General features: G+C 52.7%; 20 protein-coding genes and 1 pseudogene. 8 read left to right on the top strand and 13 right to left on the bottom strand.

What is annotated here, in order from left to right:
* The 4 genes and pseudogenes from ACSBPU_RS06390 to ACSBPU_RS06375 form a co-directional block, all read right to left on the bottom strand.
* Positions 1 to 1,254 (bottom strand): TolC family protein, encoded by a 1,254-nt coding sequence (locus tag ACSBPU_RS06390; RefSeq protein WP_442596543.1) that lies wholly within the window; start codon positions 1,252 to 1,254, stop codon positions 1 to 3.
* Between the two features lie 408 nt (positions 1,255 to 1,662).
* Entirely contained in the window at positions 1,663 to 1,899 is a 237-nt protein-coding gene (locus ACSBPU_RS06385; RefSeq protein WP_366924982.1) for a GtrA family protein, read from the bottom strand.
* Positions 1,900 to 2,307: 408 nt separating this feature from the next.
* Positions 2,308 to 3,044 (bottom strand): annotated as a pseudogene (locus ACSBPU_RS06380) (IS3 family transposase); the annotation flags it as partial.
* 268 nt (positions 3,045 to 3,312) lie between these two features.
* On the bottom strand, positions 3,313 to 4,416 hold the full coding sequence (locus tag ACSBPU_RS06375) for a porin (RefSeq protein ID WP_026485309.1): 1,104 nt from the start codon (positions 4,414 to 4,416) through the stop codon (positions 3,313 to 3,315).
* A gap of 1,331 nt (positions 4,417 to 5,747) precedes the next feature.
* Between ACSBPU_RS06375 and ACSBPU_RS06370 the strand changes: the two genes are divergently transcribed.
* The 5 genes from ACSBPU_RS06370 (at position 5,748) to ACSBPU_RS06350 (ending at position 12,683) form a co-directional block, all read left to right on the top strand.
* A complete protein-coding gene (locus tag ACSBPU_RS06370; RefSeq protein WP_442596541.1) occupies positions 5,748 to 6,437 on the top strand; it encodes a heavy metal response regulator transcription factor in 690 nt (229 codons plus the stop codon).
* Positions 6,437 to 7,783, top strand: a complete 1,347-nt coding sequence (locus ACSBPU_RS06365) for a heavy metal sensor histidine kinase (protein ID WP_442596539.1) — start codon at positions 6,437 to 6,439, stop codon at positions 7,781 to 7,783. The genes ACSBPU_RS06370 and ACSBPU_RS06365 overlap by 1 nt, the downstream gene beginning before the upstream one ends.
* 347 nt (positions 7,784 to 8,130) lie before the next feature.
* A complete protein-coding gene (locus tag ACSBPU_RS06360; protein ID WP_442593432.1) occupies positions 8,131 to 9,639 on the top strand; it encodes an IS5 family transposase in 1,509 nt (502 codons plus the stop codon).
* 1,155 nt (positions 9,640 to 10,794) lie between these two features.
* Positions 10,795 to 11,502: a heavy metal response regulator transcription factor gene (locus ACSBPU_RS06355; RefSeq protein ID WP_442596537.1), complete on the top strand. Its 708-nt coding sequence runs from the start codon at positions 10,795 to 10,797 to the stop codon at positions 11,500 to 11,502.
* A 63-nt stretch (positions 11,503 to 11,565) separates the two neighbouring features.
* Positions 11,566 to 12,683 (top strand): IS3 family transposase gene (locus ACSBPU_RS06350; RefSeq protein WP_442596535.1). Its coding sequence is split into 2 segments (ribosomal slippage): positions 11,566 to 11,815 and positions 11,815 to 12,683, totalling 1,119 coding nucleotides; the frame shifts between segments, so codons are not numbered across the junction.
* Between the two features lie 731 nt (positions 12,684 to 13,414).
* On the opposite strand, the gene ACSBPU_RS06345 is transcribed toward ACSBPU_RS06350, so the two are convergent.
* The gene (locus tag ACSBPU_RS06345) at positions 13,415 to 14,572 is read right to left on the bottom strand and encodes a porin (protein WP_026485305.1); all 1,158 of its coding nucleotides are present in this window, start codon (positions 14,570 to 14,572) and stop codon (positions 13,415 to 13,417) included.
* A gap of 507 nt (positions 14,573 to 15,079) precedes the next feature.
* On the opposite strand from ACSBPU_RS06345, the gene ACSBPU_RS06340 reads away from it, so the two are divergent.
* The 3 genes from ACSBPU_RS06340 to ACSBPU_RS06330 all read left to right on the top strand — a co-directional run bounded on the left by ACSBPU_RS06340 (position 15,080) and on the right by ACSBPU_RS06330 (position 16,892).
* Positions 15,080 to 15,376 carry a DUF4148 domain-containing protein gene (locus ACSBPU_RS06340; RefSeq protein WP_026485304.1) on the top strand — a complete coding sequence of 99 codons (297 nt, stop codon included), beginning with the start codon at positions 15,080 to 15,082 and terminating at the stop codon, positions 15,374 to 15,376.
* 436 nt (positions 15,377 to 15,812) lie between these two features.
* Positions 15,813 to 16,055, top strand: coding sequence for a CoA transferase (locus ACSBPU_RS06335; protein ID WP_026485303.1), 243 nt, complete (start codon positions 15,813 to 15,815; stop codon positions 16,053 to 16,055).
* A 273-nt stretch (positions 16,056 to 16,328) separates the two neighbouring features.
* Entirely contained in the window at positions 16,329 to 16,892 is a 564-nt protein-coding gene (locus ACSBPU_RS06330; protein WP_051316457.1) for an AAA family ATPase, read from the top strand.
* A 19-nt stretch (positions 16,893 to 16,911) separates the two neighbouring features.
* Here ACSBPU_RS06330 and ACSBPU_RS06325 read toward each other — a convergent pair whose 3' ends face one another.
* The 8 genes from ACSBPU_RS06325 to ACSBPU_RS06290 form a co-directional block, all read right to left on the bottom strand.
* On the bottom strand, positions 16,912 to 18,618 hold the full coding sequence (locus ACSBPU_RS06325) for a DUF3363 domain-containing protein (protein ID WP_442596532.1): 1,707 nt from the start codon (positions 18,616 to 18,618) through the stop codon (positions 16,912 to 16,914).
* 678 nt (positions 18,619 to 19,296) lie between these two features.
* Positions 19,297 to 19,845: a S26 family signal peptidase gene (locus ACSBPU_RS06320; RefSeq protein ID WP_051316448.1), complete on the bottom strand. Its 549-nt coding sequence runs from the start codon at positions 19,843 to 19,845 to the stop codon at positions 19,297 to 19,299.
* The gene (locus tag ACSBPU_RS06315; protein WP_442596530.1) at positions 19,842 to 20,528 is read right to left on the bottom strand and encodes a DUF2840 domain-containing protein; all 687 of its coding nucleotides are present in this window, start codon (positions 20,526 to 20,528) and stop codon (positions 19,842 to 19,844) included. Before ACSBPU_RS06315 ends, ACSBPU_RS06320 begins: the two co-directional genes overlap by 4 nt.
* A 423-nt stretch (positions 20,529 to 20,951) precedes the next feature.
* Positions 20,952 to 21,782: a replication initiator protein A gene (locus ACSBPU_RS06310; RefSeq protein WP_035275562.1), complete on the bottom strand. Its 831-nt coding sequence runs from the start codon at positions 21,780 to 21,782 to the stop codon at positions 20,952 to 20,954.
* 17 nt (positions 21,783 to 21,799) lie between these two features.
* Positions 21,800 to 22,084: a helix-turn-helix domain-containing protein gene (locus tag ACSBPU_RS06305; RefSeq protein ID WP_035275558.1), complete on the bottom strand. Its 285-nt coding sequence runs from the start codon at positions 22,082 to 22,084 to the stop codon at positions 21,800 to 21,802.
* 130 nt (positions 22,085 to 22,214) lie between these two features.
* A complete protein-coding gene (locus ACSBPU_RS06300; protein WP_035275556.1) occupies positions 22,215 to 22,985 on the bottom strand; it encodes a DUF2285 domain-containing protein in 771 nt (256 codons plus the stop codon).
* 134 nt (positions 22,986 to 23,119) lie between these two features.
* Positions 23,120 to 23,470: a DUF2958 domain-containing protein gene (locus ACSBPU_RS06295; RefSeq protein WP_026485297.1), complete on the bottom strand. Its 351-nt coding sequence runs from the start codon at positions 23,468 to 23,470 to the stop codon at positions 23,120 to 23,122.
* Positions 23,471 to 23,640: 170 nt separating this feature from the next.
* Complete coding sequence (locus tag ACSBPU_RS06290; protein ID WP_026485296.1) at positions 23,641 to 23,946, bottom strand: DUF736 domain-containing protein; 306 nt, start codon at positions 23,944 to 23,946, stop codon at positions 23,641 to 23,643.
* Positions 23,947 to 24,011: the final 65 nt, after the last annotated feature.

Below are 24,011 nucleotides of genomic sequence, written 5' to 3'. Positions count from 1 at the left end.
TCATCGGCTAATTATTCGATCAATGTCTACACGGGCTTGAAACGCCTGCGAGAGTGTCATCAGATAGGCAGTGCTACTGGCGGACAGCGCACGCTGCGCGTCCAGAACCTCTAGATATCCAAATTTCCCAGCCTCAAGCCCTTTGCGAGCGGCTTCGTATGCTTTTCTAGAAGTAGGAAGAACCGAATCGACATAGTCTCTCGCAGCCGATTCCGCTACGTCGTAGCGTGACACGGCACGCAACAGGTCAGCCGTTAAGCGCGTCTGCATTTCTCTGTAGTTGTCCTGGGCTTGGTACGACTGCATTTTTGCTGCATAGACATTACCTTGATTTCTATCGAACAAAGGCAACGGAATAGAGACGCCGATAAGTACCTTGTTTCTACCTACCTCGTTATCTCTAGCTACACCACCAGTTAATGTGATGTCGGGATATCGTTTGCTTTTCTCAACTTCTAACTCAGCTGCGCTGGCCTCAACCTCCAGCTTTCCTGCAACAAAGCGAGTTGATGTCTGTAAGCTTGCTTTCAATTCATCCAAGGTGGGTCGAGGTGGCAGATCTTTAATACTGGCCTGAACCGAATCAAAAGTGACACTCGATTCCCCCATTAGCAAAGCCAGCTCTTGCTTGGCGACGATAAGATCACTCTCTGCCTTTCGAAGCTCCATACGCGCGTTGGTCAATTCGACCTCAGCACGGTCACGTATTAACGGGGCCACCTTGCCCGACTCGACACGCTTGGTTGCAATGCGCAGCGCATTCTGCGCAATCTCTTGCATTTCTAAGCTAACGCGTACCAGTTCCTGTGCGACAGCAACATCAAAAAAGCGGGCGCTAACTGCGCTACGGACATCAGCTTTCACAATCTCATAATTATGCCCAGCCACTGCGCTGTTAAGTCGTGCCGCAGATTTTCTTGCGCTACGTTTGCCACCTAACTCAATCGGCATGCTCAATGCGGTAGTAGTCGTTCTCGTGGATCGTTGTTGATCCTCCATACTGACCTCAAGGCTGGGATTGGGTAGAAGACTTGCTTGATCAACCAGTCCCCGGCTGGCCTCAAATCCATAACGCGCAGCAGATATCTGTGGATTACTCTCAAGAGCCACGCCTACTGCATCGTTCAAACTTAGGATCTTCTGGGAGACAACGAGGTTGTCTGCATTTTTTTCGTTGATCGGCTGTGCGCCAAGTTTGGGTAACAACAGAAAATTTGCAGCAAGCAGAAATATTGCTAATGCATTTGAGCGCATGGGGAAGTTCAAGCGAGAAAGATTCAAAAACCACAGAGTTGCGGATTGCTCGTAAAGCAGAAACTTAATGGAGCATCACACCTATGGGCGGACCACCATAACTTTACTCAACACATCAGGTCACAATCGCGACCTCAAAATGACAATTCAGCAATCCTCGTGAAACCGACCTAAGACTTGCGTCCCACACTCACTTTTATCATTCCCCTGTTGAAATGTAGCTCTTGGCTATCTGATGTCACTTGAAGATCCAGAGCTTCCCCAGAAAAAAAGACACAAACGCCGGAAATATTGCTGCAATGGCAATAGAGTATTGATAATAATCAGGCCATTTACTCCCAACACTTGCTATGAACTGCCCTACCAAAACCCCTAAGACTGACATCATTAAAAAACGCCAGAAAACCATCACCCCCCTTTGGATGAATTTACAAAAGTTAAATAATAATGGCCGAAAAATGAAAAGAAAGCAGCAAATAACCAGCCAACAAAAATTGACAAGCTTAAACTCAGACCCGAGTATTTATATAAAAAAGATGAAGAACACCAATGAATTATCGTTGCAACCCCACCGACCAAACAAAAACGAAACAACTGAAAAATGATACATCTATCATATTTTCCTGTGACTCTTAAGGTTATCATTAGCAAATATTCAAAAATTATAATTGACCTAATTTTGCCCTTGCGCCAATGAAGCCGCCAGCCTTTTAATATGATATTTTCATAACAAAAAAGTAATTTAGATGTCCGCAATCTGTAGCTCTTGATCAACTAAAATTCAAAACATGAGCTAATCACTACAAGGAAGACGTCAGTAAATTTATCGTGATTCCTGCACTACAGAAGAATAGTTTCCGTAGATGAGAGCCAAACTCCGCGATGGGAATGGTGATCATCGCCGGGCACAGCAAGAAATTGCTGTGCCCGGTTTTTTTTGTATTTCTATATTAGGGCTAATAGATATTTAGGATGTAGCCCAAGATTAACAGTGAACCGCCTCGGGTATCGCTGAGGCTGTTTGGTTATAATAAAACTTCCTCGTCGGCAAGGGGTGCCGAGTGGGGTGTAGTAGTTTGCCCCAGCCTCGGCTGGCGGAAGATCGCCCAGGCTGAGGCAGGTGTTTATAGTGAACCAGGATACCCATTCTGGAGTGGCCAGTTCGACGAGTTCCTGGGTCCTCCAGGGTGCTCAGCGATGGATCAACTCGACCTTGTAAAAACCGTTAATTCTCTCTGCCAGCGCGTTGTCGTAGCCGTCGCCACGGCTACCTACCGAACACTCGATACCGACCTAGGGCAGCCGTTCGCTATAGCGGATGCTCACGTATTGCGATCCCCTAGCAGAGTGATGAGTCAAAGAACCGTCACTGCCGCCAGGCTGCCGGGCGTACGAAGCCTGCTCCAGCGCATCGAGCATGAAGTCTTTCGTCATGGACTGGCTCACGCGCCAGCCAACGATGCGCCGCGCGTAGACATCGATGACAAAGCCCACGTACGGCCAGCCCTGTCAAGTCGAGACATAGGTGAAGTCCGGGACCCAGAGCAGGTTCGGTCGACCCGACCGGAACTGCCGATTTACGCGATCCAGTTGCCGATCTGCAGCATCGTCGGAGACGGTGTTACGCAGCCGCTTGATACGCCGCACTCCTTACAAGTCCTGGGCACGCATCAAGGTTCGACCGTACAACGATCCGCTACCACGCCTTTGTGGTTCAGTTGTCGCCAGACCTTGTCGGTGCAGTAGACGCGATGATTCACTTGCCAGACCGGATGGATATGCGGCTTAAGATAAAGTGTGACAGTACTCTTCTTGCTGGCCCAGCAGCTGAAAGCCAGCAACGTAGGATTATGGCGCTATTTAAGCGTGCTCATCGACTCAGCGAGACAGCTCTCCAAGGAAGCAACCGATCATAAACCTTGGCCTTCAGACTTGCCAACAAGATAGACATCCCATACAACTGCATGGCGCGTGCATCTACTCCTCAGTAAAGAGCATGCACGCACCATAAAAAATCACGACAAATGTGCCACAACCGTCACGAGAAGAACCTTCTTACTAAAAGCTATGACGAAGGCCGATACCGATCGATTGTGTTTTATTCCCAGCAACTAAAGCAATATTCTTACCATAGGTTCCTAAGACATAAGCCGATGTCCTAGAAGAAAGCTTATGAGTATATGCCAGGCTCATGATCTGCTGTGTTGCCAAATCTTTACCAAGATAAGCAACACCATTCTTACGCGGGGACACCCCCCCCCATCCTGCCAGGATTTTACCTCCTGCTCCCGTCGGTACACTTACTCCTACGCCATATGAATATGCTCGGAACCCATCATTAAAAGTCTCAATACTTCCAATTGACAGATCTGAGTTCCTAATCTGAGAAGGAGTACCAAACCATCCATCATCAGTAACACCAAAGCCGATATGAATTTTCAACACCTCAAAGTCATAACTAGATGCCAGATTCCATGATTTAGCAGTAATGCCGGAATTCTTACTTGCATCTTTTAATTGATCATATGTGACAACAGCAGCAAGGGGGCCCGATGCGTATCGTATACCTGTAGTAATAGCCCGAACATTTTGGTTTGGCTGTCCATCTACAGAGTATCGCTGTTCTCCATCAGTGTTGAAAGAATATCCCAACCCAAATTGAAAGCCTGATAATTTCGGCGACTGATACTGTATTTGATTGTCGTAACGCACCTCAGCCACGCCAAATGTCCCGGCAGATCGAGCCTGGTTAAAATTATTTCCAAATGGCGTTGCCACACTAGTTAGCCAATGGTAGCCAATATTTCCTTGGCGACCAAAAGCTAGCTCCCCCATCGCATCAGATTTCAACGCAAGTGTAGCTTGCCTCCCAAAAAGCCTACCGCTTTGACTTTGCTTACCGTCTGCTAGACCAAACCCGCCTTCGAGGGTAAAAACTGCCTTAAGTCCATCCCCGAGATCTTCAGCACCTCTAATCCCCCAGCGATTACTTGATTGCCCCCCATCCCACATGCCACTTTTTGAAGCCTTGCCATTTTTACTCTCAAACCGAGTATATCCAAACCCTCCATCTACCAAACCGTACAGATTAAGCGATTCGTTTGCCTGAACCGATGAAGCAGCAAAACCTGCCAACAAAAATGCAAGAGTTGATTTACGCATGTGAATTCCTAATATTAATTTATCAACTAAATGGGAGTTGAATTAAACAACCTCGATACGCAATCTGAGGAGTCCCCTATTCAACCCACCGTTTGTGTAATAAATATTAATAACTGGAATACAGTCATAAATGTAATTTTTATGTTTGATATTTGTAATTTTTAATGCGTAGCTCTCGATCTAATGGCATCCACTCCTACTATCTGCATGTTGCCAAGACGGGTACCGTGAACAGATCGGAAATCGTCTAATCAGCCAAACCGACGATTATCGTAACAAGGTAATGCCCCGCACTTTCCATATATGCGCAATATCCACAGAATTACCCCCCTAAAGCATGCGAACCGGAATATAACTCGCACTAGAACTGGACCTGCTGATCAAATCATGCAAAGGGCCGGTTGGAGAGCCACCAGATCGGTTGGCTGCATCCATAAGTATGTGAATCAGGTGTGATCCGATAGACTGTATGCTCGATCAGCTTCCTACTGTTGCAGCATCCATGTGCTGAATGTAGTCGGCAATTTCAACCAGGAGGTGCCGTACATCAGTCTCAACTTTTGGCTGCCACCTAAGCGCATGATCTATACGATCAAGTCGATAATCGGTTTGAGTGGAAGGTTGTCACCCATCGGTAGGGACAATGACCCAGAATACCTGATTGAGGCTATCGTCCGTTTGGAAAGAACATGGTTTATTAGGTTTGAGCACATCAAGCAGAGCTGCCTGCAGTAGAACGTCTTAGATGTGCGGTTCGAGAGGATCATTCCAAGGTATAGCTAAGTTCACATCGGGACGATCTGGATCACGTGCAGTGTGACACCGCGCAATTGATGCAAACCGATAAGCACGAACGTCAAAACAGGGCAGGACAGGTACACTCTACAAGAGCGGAGGCCATGACCACGTAGCATCAATACTTCTGTCAAGCGATAAAGATGGCTGATTACTTACTGACCTGCGTAGACGTTTGTTCTTAAGGCAGTAACCTCCAGAAGTGAAATTTTGTCTGACTAATATTCCATCATAGATATACCAATGCCCCGAAATCCGGACAAAATAATTCTCAATTACCGGCTAGATAGGTAGATGGGATCTGGTTCGCACCGCCAAAACATTACAAATACGTAATCTTCGCGACTGTTTTATGATGGTTCTTGCACCTTAGAATGTTGCGATCTTTCGCTTTTAGATCAAACAATGACTATTGTAAGCATGCCCACAAGTATGCAGAACGATGATAGGGTTACCTGATTCTTCATAAATAAGTAACCATCTGAAAGAATTTCCATATTTAACGGATTGACGAAATAAAACTTAGGGCAATAATTATGAAAATTCTTGTTATCGAAGATGAACGCAAGTTGGCAGAGTATCTCAAGCGAGCACTATCTGAGCACAATCACGTAGTTGATGTCTCGTATGATGGGGTCAGCGGACTGCATCTCGCCCAAGAGATTCAATATGATTTAATTCTTCTTGATGTCATGCTGCCTGAAAAAGATGGCTTTACGGTTCTTACAGAGCTGCGAAAAAGAGATAGAGTTCCAGTTCTTATGCTCACAGCTAGAGATAAGGTAGAAGATAAAGTCAGAGGCTTACAGGACGGAGCGGATGATTATCTTGTAAAACCTTTTGCCCTTTCAGAACTATTAGCCCGTGTTCTTGCCCTTGGACGTCGACGTGCAAGCAACATAACGGAATCTCCAAAACAAAACATTCTTCAAGTAGGAGATCTAGAGCTAGATTTATTACGCAGAAGAGCCACTAGAAATGGAATACGGTTAGATCTAACAGCCAAAGAATTTACGATGCTTGCGCTAATGATGCGAAAAAAAGGAGAGATTCTTTCAAGACTTGATTTAGCAGAACAGGTATGGGACATTAACTTCAATAGCAATACAAACGTCGTGGAGGTAGCAGTACGAAGACTGCGTGGAAAAGTGGACGATCCTTTCCAAGTTAAGCTGCTGCACACAGTTCGAGGTATGGGGTACGTATTAGAGTTAAGAGATGAATAATGAAAAAAAAATCACCTATCTCTTTACGCAAATGGCTATCCCGCAGGCTTGCATTACTTACCTTTATCGCTCTAGGTATAGTATGCACCGTGGTCTATATCTCAACAAATCTCAGCCTGCAATATCGCCAAGAAGCCCTTTTGGAACAAAAAAGAGAAGTCATCGAGCATCTGGTGACTGAATTCACCGCAAAAAAAGATTTTAATTCATTAGATCATAAGCTCACTGACTTTTTTTATGGCCGTTCTGAATTCTTCTTACGGCTTTTTGTTGAAGGAACTGATGGTCCTTTATACACTTATGGTGAACAACACGAAGACTCAAAAAACAGCAACTTGAAGCGTCTAAACTTTTCAATTCCCTCACCTGTTAATCCTAGCGAACAGATGATCGCGGAGCTTTTTCTTGACACCACATCCGACGTAAAGTTGAGAGCCGTCCTTGCTTGGACTTTATTTTCCTGTGCGCTCCTAGGCGCGCTAGTGGTTTCGTTGCTAGGTGACTTTATTGTGAAAAAATCACTTAATTCACTTAAGTTACTGAGAAATCAAGCAGCCCAAATCTCACCCGACAACATCAATCAAAGACTAGATGAAGACAATCTTCCTGAAGAGATAAGACCCTTAGTTGTTCAATTCAATGCCTTATTGGGTCGCCTTGAGCGTGCTTATATACAAATGGAAGGTTTTAATGCTGATGTGGCTCATGAATTAAGAACACCTCTAGCCAACCTTGTTGGAGAAACTGAGTTCGCACTCACTGCAAAAAGGTCAACAGATGAGATTTACGACATTCTAGGATCCAACCTGGAAGAACTACAAAGAATGACTGCAATTATTAATGATATGCTTCTATTATCTAATGCAGATCGTGGAGCAAAGGCACGCTATGTTCACATGTCAGACTTACATGAGTTAGTTTCAGAAGTTAGTGATTATCATGAAGCGGAAGCACTTGACGCTAGCATAACATTCAAAATCACAGGTCACGCTATAGCCAAAGTTGATCGTTCACTTATTCAACGTGCCGTTTCAAATTTAATTTCAAATGCTGTGAGATACAGCGACAAGAACTCCGAAGTTCTTATAGAAATATCGTCCGAAAAAGATTCATTTATAAAAATATCAGTGCGCAACCAAGGCATAGCTATAGATGAGAATGATCTGACACGATTATTTGATAGATTTTATCGTTCTGATTCATCTAGAACAGACAATGCTAATCATCACGGGCTGGGCTTGGCAATAGTTTCAGCTATTGCAAGAATGCATGGAGGCCAACCATTTGTTGAGTCACTTCACGGAAAAACCTTGATTGGATTTACTATCAGCAAACATACATCATGATTTGGTTCAGCAATTTTTTTCCCAAGCGATTACCCAGCTCACCAGCACGTAGCCGCAGGAATTGATAGTGTTTACTAAAAAGCAAAAGATTCGAATCCAGCTGGAGTTCTGAGTACCTGTATTGTCCCAGCCGAGGCCGCTCAGATAAGACCATAAACCCAAATGAATCAACGAGTTTTTTCACGCCCAGCGCCGCATAAAAGCGCAATTGATTAGAAGTGGATTAAGTCGTCGGCCTTGAATAATCCCCGCAACCCGCATAAACACTGATGATTGGGGCAATTTCCGATACCCGGAACTCCCGGCTTGTTGTCCAATAGAGGTTGTTTTCTGGGAGTTTGATTGCGATGTTTGCCTGCCCTGCCACCGATGACTTTTTCCGTGCCCGTATCGACCAAATGATCGACCTGCGCCATCCGCTGGCAGTGCTGGCCTCGCGCATGCCGTGGCAGGAGATTGAGGCGGCGGTGGCGCACCGGTTCTTGCGCAAGGCGCACGACGGCGTGGCCATGCCGGACCTGGATTTGTTTGGCGAGAAGGTGCAGCGCCAGGTGTCGCGCAGCCATGCCGGGCGCCCACGCGTGCCTCTGCGGATCATGATTTCGCTGCTGTATCTGAAGCATGCCTTCAACGAATCAGACGAAGGCGTGGTGGCCCGTTGGGCCGATACGCCGCGCTGGCAGTTCTTTTCGGGGCAGAGCTACTACGAGGATCGCCCGCCCTGTGACGCCACCACGCTGGTGAAGTTTCGCAAACTGCTGGGCGAGGACGGTGTAGAAGAGTTGCTGGCCCAGACCATCAATGTGGCCGTCGAGCTCAAGCTCATCAAGCCGCAGGAGCTCAGTCGAGTCATCGTGGACAGCACGGTGCAGGAGAAGGCCATCGCCCACCCGACGGACAGCCGGCTGCTGGAGATCGCACGGATCAAGCTGGTGGGAGCAGCCAAGGATGCCGGCATTGCGCTCAAGCAGACCTTTGCCAAGGAAGGCGAGCAACTGAGCCGCCAGGCCGGGCGCTTCGCTCATGCACGCCAGTTCAAGCGGATGCGCCGGGCGATCAAACGTCAGCGAACCATCGTCGGGCGGCTGGCCCGCGAGATCGACCGCAAAGCCAGTGCGATGGGGCAGGCCGTGCGCGAAGCACTGGACGAGGTGTTGGGCAAGGCCCAGCGTATTGGGGCTCAGAGTGCCCAGCGCACGACTGTCGACGGCCAGCCCAAGCTGTACGCCTGGCACGCCCCGGAGGTCAGCTGTATCAGCAAGGGCAAGGCGCGCCGGCCTTACGAGTTTGGCGTGAAGGTGGGCATTGCCAGCACCTTCAAAGGCAACCTGATTGTGGGGGCTCGGGCGTTTCATCGTAATCCGTATGATGGCCACACGCTGAGTTCCCAACTGGAGCAGGCCACCATTCTCATGCAGGACTGTGCCGCCGCGCCTGAAACGGTCTTTGTTGATCTGGGCTACCGGGGCGTCGATGCCGAGAATCCCGGCGTACGCGTGGTGCACCGGGGCAAGCCCAAGCGCTTGACGGCACAGGAAAGACGGCAGCTCAAGCGACGCCAGGCCATCGAGCCGATCATCGGACACCTGAAAGCGGATCACCGGATGGACCGCTGTCACTTGAAGGGCGAATACGGCGACCGGCTGCACGCGGTGCTGTGCGCGGCGGGCTACAACATCAAGTGGCTGCTGCGCATGATCGCCAAGAAGGGCGTGCCCTTCCTGAGGGCGCTTTTTTTGCGCCTCGTGAAAGGCACGATGCCACGCTGGTTCTGGCTGGCCTTGGCTGCGAGCCGGCCTGGTGACCGCTTGAATGACAGTCTCGGCGTTCGGAAGCTGTGGCTCTTGGCGGCATGAAACGCCCGAATGACCGTTGAAATGAATATTTCAGGACCGACTAAGTCGCCAAATAAGCGATTGGTATGCTGCAACGATTCCCGACTGAGACTGCCGATCAGCAGCGCCAACGTAATCCAGACATAGCGACCACCCAACCATATCCAGCACATGTCGGTGGATCGTGCTCGTTGAGCACCCTTATCACCTAGAGCAGAACCTGAATCCGTGGCCTCGAACCAACCAGACTCCCGCCTCGATCCCCAGATCTTGAGCTGGAAAATGTACTGTGTGCTGCTCCGTGTTCTTGTTGAATCTCAACAGACCTTACACCGTGCGCTAGCCGAACGACAGCTTCCCCTCGATCATTGCCCTGATCGGTGCAACGAGGCGTTGATGTAACGTCGGTTAAGCTTTCACTGGTAGTAAAAGCTGCCGCCTTGACACTGCAAACCTGCTGATCGAGATTGGAAAGTTCCTAGCCTACAGCCTCTGTCGGATCTTTTCACTCACTTCTCGTCCTCATCCGGCAGGTACTGCGTTTTCCGGGCGTGTATTTTCAGCGTCTCCTCGCCGTAAGCTTCATGCAGTCCTCTGACTCATGCTCATGATGCTCGTGCACCTGCTGAGGGTGACCTTAAGGGCGTTCTTCATACCCGAGTAGCCGCCTTCTATCCAGCACCCAATCTCAAAGGCTGTTAGGTCATAAACCTTGCTGACCTCCGACACACTGATCTTTCCGAGGATGATCTGCTACACGATTGCGATCTTGCATTTCTGGGTCCAGCGCTTGATTACCTTTCCCACCAACGTACTCACGGTATTCTCCTCACAGAGTAACACCTGAGCTAGTTTTAAGCCTGACAAACATATAAAAAACCGGGGCACGGTTTGGCTGTATCCAGCACAAAACAAATCCGCTACTTAATACCGCACCACAGCCTCATATCAAATCTTTCATTTAAATGACATCAGTCATTCATTTGCTTTGCAAATTAGTAATGAAGAGGTTTGCTTTCTGACGATACTGCAAGCCTATAGTCATCACTTACGATGACCTATGCAACATATCTTCTACAGAGGATGTGCATTTTTCATTGCCACCAAAACCGACTTGGTAATGAGCTCTCTTTTTTATGCTCATTTTCCAAAACAGCATAGTTCGGAATATTGCCAATGAAAATTCTTCTTATTGAAGACGAGAAAAAGCTTGTTGAAACTTTACGCATGAGTCTCACTGAGAATGGTTATATCACTGATATTGCCATGGATGGCGTCAGCGGCTTACAACTATCTTCAGAGACACAATATGACCTTATTGTCTTGGATATTGGTCTGCCTGATATGGATGGTTTTGAGGTGTTACGCCGCATTCGCCAACAAGACAGAGTGCCAGTAATGATTCTCTCAGCGAGAACTAGCGTAGAAGACCGTGTTCGCGGCTTACAACAGGGTGCTGATGATTATCTACTCAAACCATTTGCCCTTTCTGAGTTTCAGGCCAGAGTGCAGGCATTGAGTAGAAGGACTACTAGCGACGAGCTTAGCATGGGCCAAAATGTATTACGCGTCCATGACTTGGAGCTAGATGCTCTCCGTCGTAGAGTTTCAAGATCAGGCAGAAGAATCGAACTTACAGCAAAAGAATTTAATCTACTCACTTTTTTGTTACGCAGACATGGTGAGATAGTATCGAGGTTGGTTCTTGCTGAACAGGTCTGGGACATGAACTTCAACAGTAACACCAATGTTGTTGAAGTGGCTATTAGGAGGCTTCGTGCAAAAATTGATGATCCATTTCCAGTAAAGCTACTTCATACGGTACGTGGGATGGGTTACACCATTGAACATCGTGACTCCAAAATAAAGCGCAATGAGCCGTAAGCTCCCCCTGTGAGTAGACGTTAGTCGGTAGAATTTCGGAGCCTCCCTGATATGGAGACTCCCTTGAAGAAAAGCAGGTTTACCGAAAGCCAGATCGTGGCAGTACTGAAAGAGGGCGAGGCAGGTCTGCCGGTGGCAGAGCTGTGTCGCAAGCATGGCATCAGTTCAGCCACGTATTACAACTGGAAGAGCAAGTATTCCGGTGTTGAAGTCTCAGAGCTACAGCGCTTGCGGGAGCTGGAAGCAGAGAATGCCAGATTGAAGCGAATGTATGCGGACCTGGCACTGGAAAACGCCGCTATCAAGGATGTTCTGAATCGAAAATCCTGACGCCGTCAGCCAGGCGCGAAGTGGTTGAGCAATTGGTGCAAGCCAAGTTATCGATCACACGTGCCTGTCAGATCGCAGGCCTATCGCGGGCGGCGTACTACAAGAGGCCAATGCCGGCATCTGAACGGGATGCCGAAGTGATTGAGGGACTCAATGCCATCGTTGCCAAGCACGGGCGTTGGGGATTCTGGAAGTGCTTCCGTCGGCTTCGGCTTGACGGCCATTGCTGGAACAAAAAACGCGTTCATCGAGTGTATTGCGATATGGGATTGAACCTGCCTAGACGCACCAAGAAACGGCTGCCGGATCGACCACGACAGCCGCTGGATCTCTCAAGCGAACCCAATCGCTGCTGGGCATTGGATTTCATGCACGATGCCTTGTACTGCGGTCGACGGTTTCGGACGTTGAACGTGATTGACGAAGCCAATCGGGAATGCCTGGCTATTGAGGTAGGCACGTCCATCCCATCGGCCCGTTTAATCCGCGTCCTGAATCGCCTCGTCGACTACTATGGCCCTCCAGATGCCATAAGGCTAGATAATGGGCCAGAGATGGTTTCTGGCGCTTTTACGGAATGGGCGGCAAGCAAAGGGATCGCCATCCGTTATATCCAGCCTGGCAAACCGAATCAGAACGCATTTATTGAGCGATTCAACCGCACCTACCGAACCGAAGTCCTTGACGCTCACCTATTCGCCAACATCGAACAGGTCCAGGCGATCACACAACAATGGCTGATTGACTATAACGAATACCGCCCGCATGAAGCGTTGGGCGGCCTCCCTCCGGTGCAATTTATGTCCCGGGCAACCTTCGCTCCGAATCTCTATCAGCCACTGTCTACTTGACGGGGGAGCTTACGGAGCCAGCACTTTCTTCTTAACACATAATTTCTCCAATTTTGCTGCCTTAATACGACAGGAAAGCAGATCCGTAGCGGACAGTAAATGGTTATGGCCGTAGGAGCTGCTGTTACCCAGATTCCAACGCCTGATTCGTCGGTACCTTATTTGACATAACCGATTGCTTGCTGCCTGGCCCTGTCGAGCATCACTTTTGCCAGCACGATGGCGAGCTTCGGTATCGAGAACATCAGAGACGTTCCGGTTTAAATAGCCAGAGGGCTTGCCCCCTGCTCCTACAGTCCTTCATCACAAGTTTTGACCTCACTGGCCCTGCTCGTGATGACTGTGGCCTTTGCGTACTAAGCACTCCCGTTTGCGCAGGTGCCCTTGCAGGCACCAGGCTAGACCTACCCAGGCACGACCGCACTCCTTCATCGCACAAACCGCTGCATCTATGCCTTCACGCCTTGATCACAAGAGCTTGGTGGATTTTTAGCCATGCTTTGCTGCGCCTTTTACGCGGTTAATGCTCATAGGTTCACGGTTTAGCCGCTAAGCTTCCTTCCCACAATCAGTCACCCTTGTACAGTTGCACTTCGCTTCATTCGCTGTGATCAACTCATTGGGGGACATCCACCCGCAGGTGAACGTCCATGCTGGGCAAAAAAAAAGCGGCCACATAGCGCGTGGCCACTTATCCAGATCAAAGGGGCTTTTGATCCGAATCGAGCTAGTTAGAACGCGTGGCGAAGACCGATCGAAGCGGTCGTCAGCTTCGCATCGCTAAGGAACGCATAGTTTTTGGTGTATGAACCCACGGCGTACACATTGGTACGTTTCGAAAGTGCATAGGTGTATCCCAATGCAAAGGTATTGGTGTTGGAATCACCCCTTGTCAGTGAATTATTATTAGGATCCACCCGTTGCCACGAACCAAACATGCTACTCGATTCGTTTAACGGAACAGACACAGCTACCAGGTACGAATTGGCTCTAAAACCCTTAACAAATGCATTCGTGGGAGTGCCGCGAACAGGCCCAATCGAGGCATTAGAATCGAAGCTCTTACCTGCAAACCAGCCATCGGTAGTCCTTTCATAAGCAAGTGCCAGCTTCAGCACCTCGAAATCATAAGAACCACCAACAGAATAGGCACGCGGCGTAGCATCTCGCTCAGCAGATGACAACTTATCAGAAGCCTTCAGTTGATCGTACGCAAAATATGCCATCAAAGGCCCATTTTGATAGCTCAAACCAGCGGTAATTGCACGCGTATTATCTGCTGTGGCAAATCCGGTTTCAGAAGCCTTTTTGCTATCGACGTTTGACGAATAGCCCGCAGAGAATCTGAATCCACTAATAGATGGACTTTGGTACAGAGCGAGATTGTCATATCGTTGGAAATTTGCAGCACTGAAGCCCAAGCCAGCACCCGTGCTCAGCTGGAAGAATCCACCACCGAACTTCGGACCGAACATCGAAATCATCATGCGGCTTGCCACATTGTAATGACGCCCCATACTGAGCTCACCCCAGGAGTCGCCACCAATACCCAATACCGACTCACGCCCAAACAAGCGATTGTTTTGTCCTGAGTTGCCTGATGTTGGATCAATGCCCGACTCTAGCTTGAAGAAAGCATAGTTTCCCCCGCCAAGATCCTCTTTACCACGAAGCCCCCAGCGAGACCCCTGAGAGTTATCCGACCGCATTCCCGTGCGAGTTGCCTTGTAATCATTTTGGGCGCCGGTCGCCGGATCCGTATAGGAGCCTGTGATTCGGGAATAATTGATACCAGTATCGATGATTCCATACAAGGTTACTGACGTTTCGGCATACACGGTACCTGACAATGCGGTTGTGATCGCAGCCAGCAATAGTTTCTTTTTCACAATGTGCTCCTTATGCGCAAAGATTGTTGAGCAACGCGCTGGCGGTATTCAAATTGAGCAATGATCGCAATGGCATATTTGCGTCAGCGCATTCTCCCACCAACTGTGCTGTAGCAAGTTTGGAATCGGGGCACGAACAAGTAGCGAACCACAGAATTACAAAAAAGATATTTATTAGTAATTATTGATTAACTCATAATTGTTAAATACACCTAAGTCATTGTTTTAAATATAAAATTTCATGAAATCATATTTTTCTTTTAATAAGTCCTCTTGTCATGGAATCGCAATACTAAGCTCATTCAACTGTCGCATTTGAGCGACACAATATCAGCCCACCATGAATCCTGGCACATCATCATAAAACATTTCATTTGGCTTACATAAATGTAATTTAATGATCAGGCTTTCGGCAGAGACACATAGATAGAATTTCAGTACGCACAAATCTATTCTTTACTCTGCTGGCACTGATGCGTATTGCCAGCTCTTCTTAAAGGAATGGCAATGAAACTGTCTCCCAAAATCTTGCTTACTGCACTGGCGATTTCTAGCGCCTCTCTCTCCACTGCTTATGCAAGCAATGCATCCCCAAACACTAATATGAATAGTGATCGCGCATTGACACGCGCAGAAGTTCAAGCCGATTTGGCCATTTGGAATCGAGCCGGATTAGGAGAGCTCCACCGCGGTGAACTCACACCCGACACTTTTAGCGCTGAATACAAGGCCGCATATGCTGAATACATTCGTATGCGCAATGGGCCTGAACATCAGGAAGAGTTGAAGAAACGTCAGAATTAGGCCAAATTCAATCAACTAGACAAAAATCAACCATTGTCCATTGTTAATGGATTATGTCTAGATTCAACAAATTTTATTTGGCTGAAGGTTGGCTCAACATTCTGTTGAGCCAACTTTTTATATTAGCTTTCTTATTATTAATTTCTGATGTTCCAATTCAGCGACCGCCACACGCGCGGATGCAGGATGCAGAACAGGCCATGATGAACTGAGAGGTGCTGGACTTCGCGCGGGATGTCATTGAGTGCTCACTGGTTGCCACAGCGATGCGCAGATTCGCTAAAATGGAAAGCCAAACCACAAGGGGGTTTATTCGCCCAATCTACCTAATATTGCCGTGATAGCTAAAACCAGCCGAGGCAAGAGTTCGACGCATATCGACCTGCTGACAGATATTGGACGCGAGGCGCTGTTGCGGCTAGTCGATTAAGCCGATGTGTTCTTGCAGGGCTACTGGCCAGGCGACCGAGCCTCCCGTAGCTTTTCACGCGAAACTCTGGCCGCACGCAGGCCCGGTATTGTCGTCATATCACTGACCGCCTATAGCAATCTGAGGCCCTGGACCGATCTACGCGGCTTCGACTCGCTGCTGCAGACTGCGATGGGATTCAGCCACGCCGAAGGCAAGGCGGCGGGCGATGACACGCCGCGCACGCATCCTATGCAGATCCAAGACTAAGCCAGCGGCTTCCTAGTGGCCTTCGGAGCCGCCGCAGCCCTCTGGCACCAGGAACGCGAAGGCGGATGCTTGCACGTACATGTTTCGCTGACGCAGACAGGACATTTGGAACCCCAAGCTTGGACGCTTCGAGGATGAACTTCGAGCTGACATGGCGGAACTCATAGCTTGGCTTATCAACGAAATCTCTGAATTTGGTACATTGCGCACCATGCGACCCAGCGCGCGACCGTCGGTGCCGCCTGGTACAGATAGAGCGAAGTGGTGATGCCTATGCAAACTCAAGTGGTCATTTCCGGATGCTCCGGCGGCGGCAAATCCTCTTTGCTAGGGGAGTTGCAGCGGCGCAGCTATGTCACCGTCATCGAACCCGGCCGGAGAATCATCGCCGAACAGACCCGACGGGGTGGGAATGCCTTGCCGTGGTCTGACATGGCTGCCTTCTTGCGTGAGGCGCTGCATGTCGCCGAAATGGATCTCAAAACCATCGCATGGAACGCTGGGCCAATCTTTTTCGACCGAGGGTTGATTGACGCCGCCGCCGCGCTTCAGCGTCTTTTCGGTGTGCCGCTGACGCAAAGCCTTGGCGAATCACTTCCCTATGGACGGCAGGAATTTCTAGCGCCTCCCTGGCCAGAAATTTACTGTGCAGATGAGGATCGACGGCACGGTTTTTTTGAGGCAGTGGCCGAGTACCACCATCTGGATACGACCTACCGGGCACTTGGCTACGAGGTTAGATTACTCCCAAAATCAAGTGTGGCCGACCGAGCCGACTTCGTTATAGACGTGCTTAACAACGCAGTTGAACGGTCCGCATGTAGGAAAGAAAGCTGATCATTAGCACAGCTCCAACTCACCCAATTGAAGGCGTACGTAGATTGGAGATATCCCAAGAAATAATGCCTTGGTTCATTCTAATGCCAAGACGCTGTCCCAGCTTTGGCTCGATCACCGGTCGCCACGGTACCAACGTGAAGTGATGGCCATTCTCCAGCATGGCGTAACGACCACTGGCTAGCATCACAGAGCGACGATAGATGCCACTTACCCTGCCGTCGTCTCCGACCGGCTGATACGCCAGTCCCGTCTCGGCCTGCAACCGCTGGCCGACAACGGCCAGCTCCCGTGCGCGAAGCGTTCGCAGGAGATTCCTGGCCAACACAACCCGCTGCCCCCGGCGCTGCGCCAAGCCTTGTTCCTCCAGGTGGCCGAGCCGCTTTTCTATCGCCGCCCTGGCCTTTGCACCGAAGCCAGTTGGGGACAAGTCTTTGCCTCCGGCAATGAGTTGTTCGTCCAGCCATGTAGCGCCCGCCGCGTGCGTCTGGTCCGCAATCGGCAGGTGGCTGCGCAACGTCACCGACACGCCTCCCGATCGGCTTTTATCGAAGCGCCTGCCTCGCTCGATCAGATCCCCGGGGATCTTCCAAACACCATCGGTCAGCCGCTCGACGATTCCAGCGCGCCGCAACGCCTCCAAACGGCGGGTGTGGCCTTGCACCATGTCCTGTGAACGCTCTGTCTCGCCAAGGGATTTGAGGTGTTCGGCAGCGCGATAGAGGCCGTCTCGCGTATGGGCCAGGATGTTGCGGTCAGCGGCGCTATCGACTTGAGGCTTGACAGACACGATGCCGCCTACTGACCAGTCGGCAAGTTCGGATTGCCCGGGCAACCGTACATAGTGCGCACGCCCATCCGTCCCATCCACCACAAGATAGCCAACATCGCGCAACTCATCGGCCAGCCCCTTGGCAGCGATGCGCCCGACGACAGGTTGAGCGGAGACGCCCAGCACGTTCATCTCCCGGACTTCGCCACGCATGGCCCGATGCATGGTGCGGATGATGTCGCCGCGCTCGCCCAGCTCTCGCAATGTGGACTCCAGGCGTGGACTCAAACGCCAGTGTCGCGCGTCTTCCTGTGTTGCCAGCCCCAGCCCAGACAGATGCTGCAAACGGGCCCGCTGGCTGGCTTGGTAATGCACATCCCCTTTGAGGCTGAGCACATCGACGTGATCAAGCTCGGCTTGCCGCAACAAGGCCCGATCCAGGGTCGTGAAACGCTGCTGCGTCACCTCCTGGCGCAAGCTTTGGGCGATCTCCATCTCGGTGCGCGGCCCCAGCCATTCGGTGACGATCTCGCTGGCGCGTGTGCGCATGCCATGGCCCATGTAGTCAGGCGCAATCACCAGATCCTGGCCATTGTCGGCGCGCCCCCTCAGCACGATGTGGGTATGCGGATTGTCGGTATCCCAGTGATCGACCGCCACCCAGTCCAGCCGTGTCTGAAGGTCTACCGACATCCGCGCCATGAAAACCCGGGTGAAATCCTTGAGGTCGCCCAGTTCCCTGGCGTCTTCCGCTGAGACGATAAAGCGGAACTGATGCCTGTCGTCCTCGCTACGGGCAATGAAATCCCGAGTATCCACATGGTCAGATTCAGGACCGTAGGCGTGTCCCGGCTGGCCATCCGGTGTGACGCCATCGCGTTCGATGTAACGCAGGTGCGAAGCTACCGCTGCGCCGCCAGATTGCAGGCGCACGAAACGGGACTTGATGACCACTCTCCGGGTGCTAAGCGGCGGGCGCTTCGAAGCAAAACGAGCCGCCACCTGGCCTCGACCAAATTGGCCCGCACCTCGGCCCTGACCGTGCGCACCAACCGCGTGACCTGTCCGCGACATCTGACGTTTGACCGCCGTGACAAATCGTTCTCCCTGGCCCCGACCTCGGTTCTTGGGCGGTGCGGGACGCGGGCGGAAGCGGTCATCATCATGCGTGGTCATTGCCCTCACTCCAACAGGCTGGGGCGTACGGCATCGTAAATGGCACGCATAATTCCCAAACATTTCGCGCATTTGCGCGCACAGACGGCACCAAAGGGCACCGCCCGCGTGCCGTCCTCCCCCATGTGCAGACAAGGACTTGCAGGCGGTCGCGTGCCGACCCTTTTATCTTGCTCTCGCCCTTACCCTCTGCCCATCCCCGCTGTCTGGACAAAGGGGACCATCTAGCGGACCGGCCGATGCCGGGCGCACCGAGCGCAGGCCATGGCCGAAGGCCGGGCCAACCAGGTGTGACTGGCGAGCCGGGACGAGAGCAAGCAGTCTGCACGAGTGAGCGCAGGAGCGGGGCCGCGCTGCGAACAATACCGGTGGCGTCAGCGAAGCAAAGAAGCATGTGCTCGTACCGCAAAGCGCGGTGCAGCCGACGTGCAAAGCAATGGACAAAACACCTGCCATTCATCGCGCACTCCAGGTCCAAATCGGTACGGCCAGACCGACAGTCGCCGTGTGCGAAATGGGACCAAAATAGCGGCTGTCAAAGGACGCTGCATGGTACGTGCTAAGAACAAACACCTCGCCATCGACGAGCGTCCGGCAACCCGTCCAGGGAGCCAGCGGACGTCCCTGCCGGTCGTGACTCAGCACACGGGCAACGACCGTGCTATTGACAAATACGCGCCCCACACGGACGCAGATATGATCGCCGGCCATTGCCGCCACGCGCTTGAGCAGCGGCACATTGGACGGTAGATAGCGGCGCTCGGCGGCAAGCCGTGCCGCATCCGCAGGCAGGCGCGTCAGTAGCCAGTCGCCGTGCCGAATCACGTCATGCCGGATTGCATAGAAGCCGCGCGGCGCACTGTCGCTGACGTTGTAGATCAGACGGACAGAAGCAGGTGAAGCAGGCGTAAACAGGGCCACCAAACCGACACCCATGAGCGTCATGACGAGGATTCGTTGCGGCCAGACGCCGCGCACCGCAAAGGCTTGCCCGCGCGTCGTCATGACGGATCTCCGTCAGTCAGCAGTCGGCGTCGCGAACTGTACGCACCTTGTCGTTCTGCTGTGTACGGCGGCAGCGCCATGCGCGCCGCCAGGCGGTTGTGTACCGTGCGCCAATATGCAGGCGATACCCGAGCCAAATCGACGCCAGCGGCGGCCATGTCGTCGAGCCATCCCAGCATGTCTTTGACACGCCGCTCACCCTGCGCGTGCAGCAGGATATGCGCTCCAGGCGCCACGCCGCGCACCCGCTGCACCGCTTCGGCGACGTCTCCGGCCTGCAGAATCATCAGTTGCCAGAAGATCGGACCGTAGGCATTGGCAACCCACTGTACGCGGCAGCAGATCGCACCCGGCGCGAACATCGCGATGCGCCGTTGCTTGTCTAAGCGATGCATGGCAAAGGGCTGACCGAAGCGCAGCCAGGTGTGCGAACGGCCTGCGAAGCGCCACAGCAATACGCGCATGTCGAGCCTGGCCAGCGAAGCATCAATGGCCGGTTCATTGAAAGGAGCATCGAGAACCGCCGTTGAGCAGGTGCTCGCTTCCTGCAACCGGGGCCCGAGCCTATCTGTCGGGCGGATGACCGGGCCGCGAACCCGAATTCCGGCCCGTAGCGACGTTTTGTCGTGCCGTATGACCGAGGGCATAAACAACAGCACTTCGGCAGCGCTGCAGGGTCTCACTGGCGTTTCTAGGGCATATTGTTGTCCGCCCACTTGCCCGCTCAATCTTCTCGCGCATGCGCCGATACTGGCTGAGACGATCTGATTTAGCACCCAGGATTTCGGAAGTCCACTCACGGTGCTTTCAGCATCGACCCGGGCAGGCAGCCGTCCTGCTGGCTGACCGGTTTTGACGGCCCCACGCATGCCGCTGGTCGATCTTTGTCCAGGAACCGACCGCCCTATCTTCTTAGTTATTCTTTTAGTTAAATAAGTTAAGGGGCTCGAAAACGCTTGTACCGCAAGGGTTTCAAGCGATTCTGTGCGGATGATGGCACGAGTTCGATACCGGTGATAGCACGAAGATCTTGCGGATGATGGCACGATACTATCCACAGGATAATCACAGCTTATACACAGACTTATCCACATCAGATTCATCACTCACCTCCTGGACGTGCTGCGAAAGCACAGGAACTCCTCGGTGGCGTCTTTCTCGATCCACAGGTGATAGTCCAACAACGCACGCGCGGCGAGTTTTCGGATCTCCAACGAAAAGTCGCTGTAGCGCAACACGCTGCCCGAACGTGTGTGCAAATGACGCAGCGGAAAGCGCCATCCACCGCGCTGGCGGCCGCCATGTTTGCGCGCGAGTCGGTACAGCCAACGTGCAAGCCCACCCGTCAGTTGGAAGTAGCCGGGATGCAGGGATAGCAGCATGGACTCGTCCTTCACGCCGGCGTAGAACCAGTCAGGCAGGATGACTTCCAAGCCGGCGGATCGGCCGCTGGTGTGCGCTAGTTCACGCCACTCGTTGATCCAGGAAAACCGATGCTGCTTGCGCAGATTGCCTGCGCGCAGGGTTGTTATCACGGTCGTCGATTGCAAGCGATCCAACGCGGCGCGCAGGCGCTGATAGTCGCGCAGCGACACGCCACGGCCGATGAAGCGCAGGATGTCATGCATCGAGCTGGCCATGTACCTGGACGTGGGCATGCCCAGATTATGAGCAGCGGCAATCTGGCTTGCAGCCCAAATCAGCACATCGGCATCCCAAATAGTGGCGATGCCGATTTCCACGACACCCTCCACGAGGATGCTGACCTGGCCTTGCTCGTACTCAATGGGCTTTGCGCGTGCGCCTTTGGCCAGCGAGAAGAACGGGTACGACATCAGGTCTTGCTGATCGCGTATGCCGGTTCCTCCCGGCAGTGCATGAAATAGCCGTAACTGCACGGGGCCTTGAACGGGCAGCATGTGTCTGGTAATTCTCATGACGCTTCCCTCGGGCGTCAGCGACGCTGATACTCAGGGTCGGAAGTCATGTCATAGGCCCGCCGGTCGGCCCATTCGTCCAGGTCCGTGATGGCGTACATCACCCGCCTGCCGAATTTCCGGAAGCGCGGGCCGCCGCCGATGACGCGCATTTTTTCCAGCGTGCGCGGCGACAGACGCAGGTAGTCTGCTGCTTCGTCGTTCGTGAGGTAGCGTGCGGCAGCGGCGGTCAGCACCGGCGTGGCAGCCGCTGCGCGGTTCAACGTGCGGCTGGTCGGTCGAATGTTGGATGGGCTTTGCATGACGGTCTCCTGATTCGTTGATCATCAGCCGCCGGAATGCAGCGGCCTGGAGACAGTCTCGGCAAAGCGCAATGCTTGCGTAAGGGACACGAAATGACGGGCATTTCATGTCCGTGGGCGTGAGCGCAAGTCAGCGTAGCGTGAGCAAGTCCAGATAGCCCTCGCGCATGAAAAAATTTCCTCGGGACAGATAGTGGCGAATCTGCCGGCGCAGGCTGGAATCGGCATGCCAGCCATCCTGAACGTGCTCTTGCCCAAAGATCACCTGCGCAATCTCCCGTTGCGTTGCGCCTGCGGCGACGCCATCGAGCGCCTGCAAGGCACGCAGATGCAGGGTTTCATTCCGGTAAGCGCGCGGCCGCCGACGGTTGTCGGGGAGAATGCCAGGCAAGGACGGCAGAAGCTGCGCTTGCAGCAGTGCCGGCCTGGCGGACGCAGGCACGGGAAGCCAAAAGATGCACGATGGGGCTGCCAGCGCCATCGGCTCGATGCGAGCCCGTAGCCAACGAGACCCGCTCTGCACCATCAGCGCCAGATAGCCGTCCGCCATATCGAGTAAGCGCAGTTGCTTGCGCCCAGGTATGCTCCACAGGTCAATGTCTGGACACGGCCTGCCCCCAGTATCGGACGCGGGGCTGATATGCAGCACCGGTAAAAGCTCCGGTTTCCAAAGCGGGAATGCCTCGCGCGCATTGCGTCCGGGATCTTCCCACTCCATCAGCCCCCAGCGCTCAGGCCCAGCCAGCTCTCGCCGCCATCGTTGCCTGCGTAGGCGGTAGGCCTCCTGATACTCGGGATTGCGGCGCAAGTACTCCCAGGCAAGCGCAGGCCCGTCCAGATGCAGCAGATACAGATACCCGGCGGTGTGCCGCCAGGTGCAGGCCGCGTGGGTACGCACCATCCCGGCTCCTTGCGACCGTCACAGTCACCCAGCCCGACGACAGTCGGCACATCGGGCCAGAAGCCGCGCCATGGGGTCGTCCAGGCGCAGCGCAGAATCCAGGTCGGGAACGGCAGGCGGTCGTACCACCGCGTTCAATCCTCGTCGTAGCCGCCGGCGGCTATCGCCATGGCGGTGTAGGCCGACAGTGTGCGTGATGGTGCAAATGACGGGTCAATTGCCACGCGCAAGCCACGCGGGCCGCGAATGGCGGCCAGTTCATCCAGCCGGATATCGATCAACGCCGGAAAGCCCGTACCGGCATCGCACAGCGTATGCACCCGCTGAGGGTCGTCCGCATGGACGAAAGCCAGCAACCACACGACGCGGCCATCGGGCGTGTAGGCCTTGGCTACGGGCACGGGGTCGAAATCGGGCTCCCGCGCGCGGCGCAGGCCATTGGCCCGCAATCGGGCCAACTGGTCGTCGGTCAGCAAAGTCTTCAACGCTTGTATCCTGCGAGATGGGCCGCGCTACCCTTGGCGGCAGGCACACCTGTGCGCCATGGTATGGGACGATCTGCCGCCCGTCTAATAACAGCGGCGGCACGGATTGATAACGGTGTCCAGAAAGCACATAGCCCGAAGCCCGGCGAACCGGGCTTCGGGCTGGCGGCTTAGGACGCCTTGGGTCGCGTCCAGTGCAGGTAGTGCTTGCCGTCGTCGCCCTCGATCAGGCGAGCGTAGATGGTGGCCGGAAAGCATGGGTCGTCGATCGTCACCGACAGGTAGGGCCGGTCGTTGTTCGAGACCTTCTTCCACGCCGCGCCCAGTTCCAGGGTGCCGGCCATCACACGATAGTCCGGCGCCTTGTCGTTGTCGCTTTCCACGGGCACGAAGCTGACCTTCGCGTTCATCGTCAGGGTGCGCAGCGTGCCGGTGTAGCCGTCGTCGTTGGCAGTGAAGATTCCGATCTGGGACATGAGAGTTCTCCTTGAGGTTGCAAGTCCGCGCCCATCGCGTCCTTGTTGTGATCCGTTCGTCGAAG

Source organism: Parapusillimonas sp. JC17 (assembly GCF_052180245.1).
Taxonomy (GTDB): Bacteria; Pseudomonadota; Gammaproteobacteria; order Burkholderiales; family Burkholderiaceae_B; genus Parapusillimonas.
The sequence above is the reverse complement of the archived record's forward strand: the minus strand, read 5'-3'. Positions and strand labels throughout refer to the sequence as shown.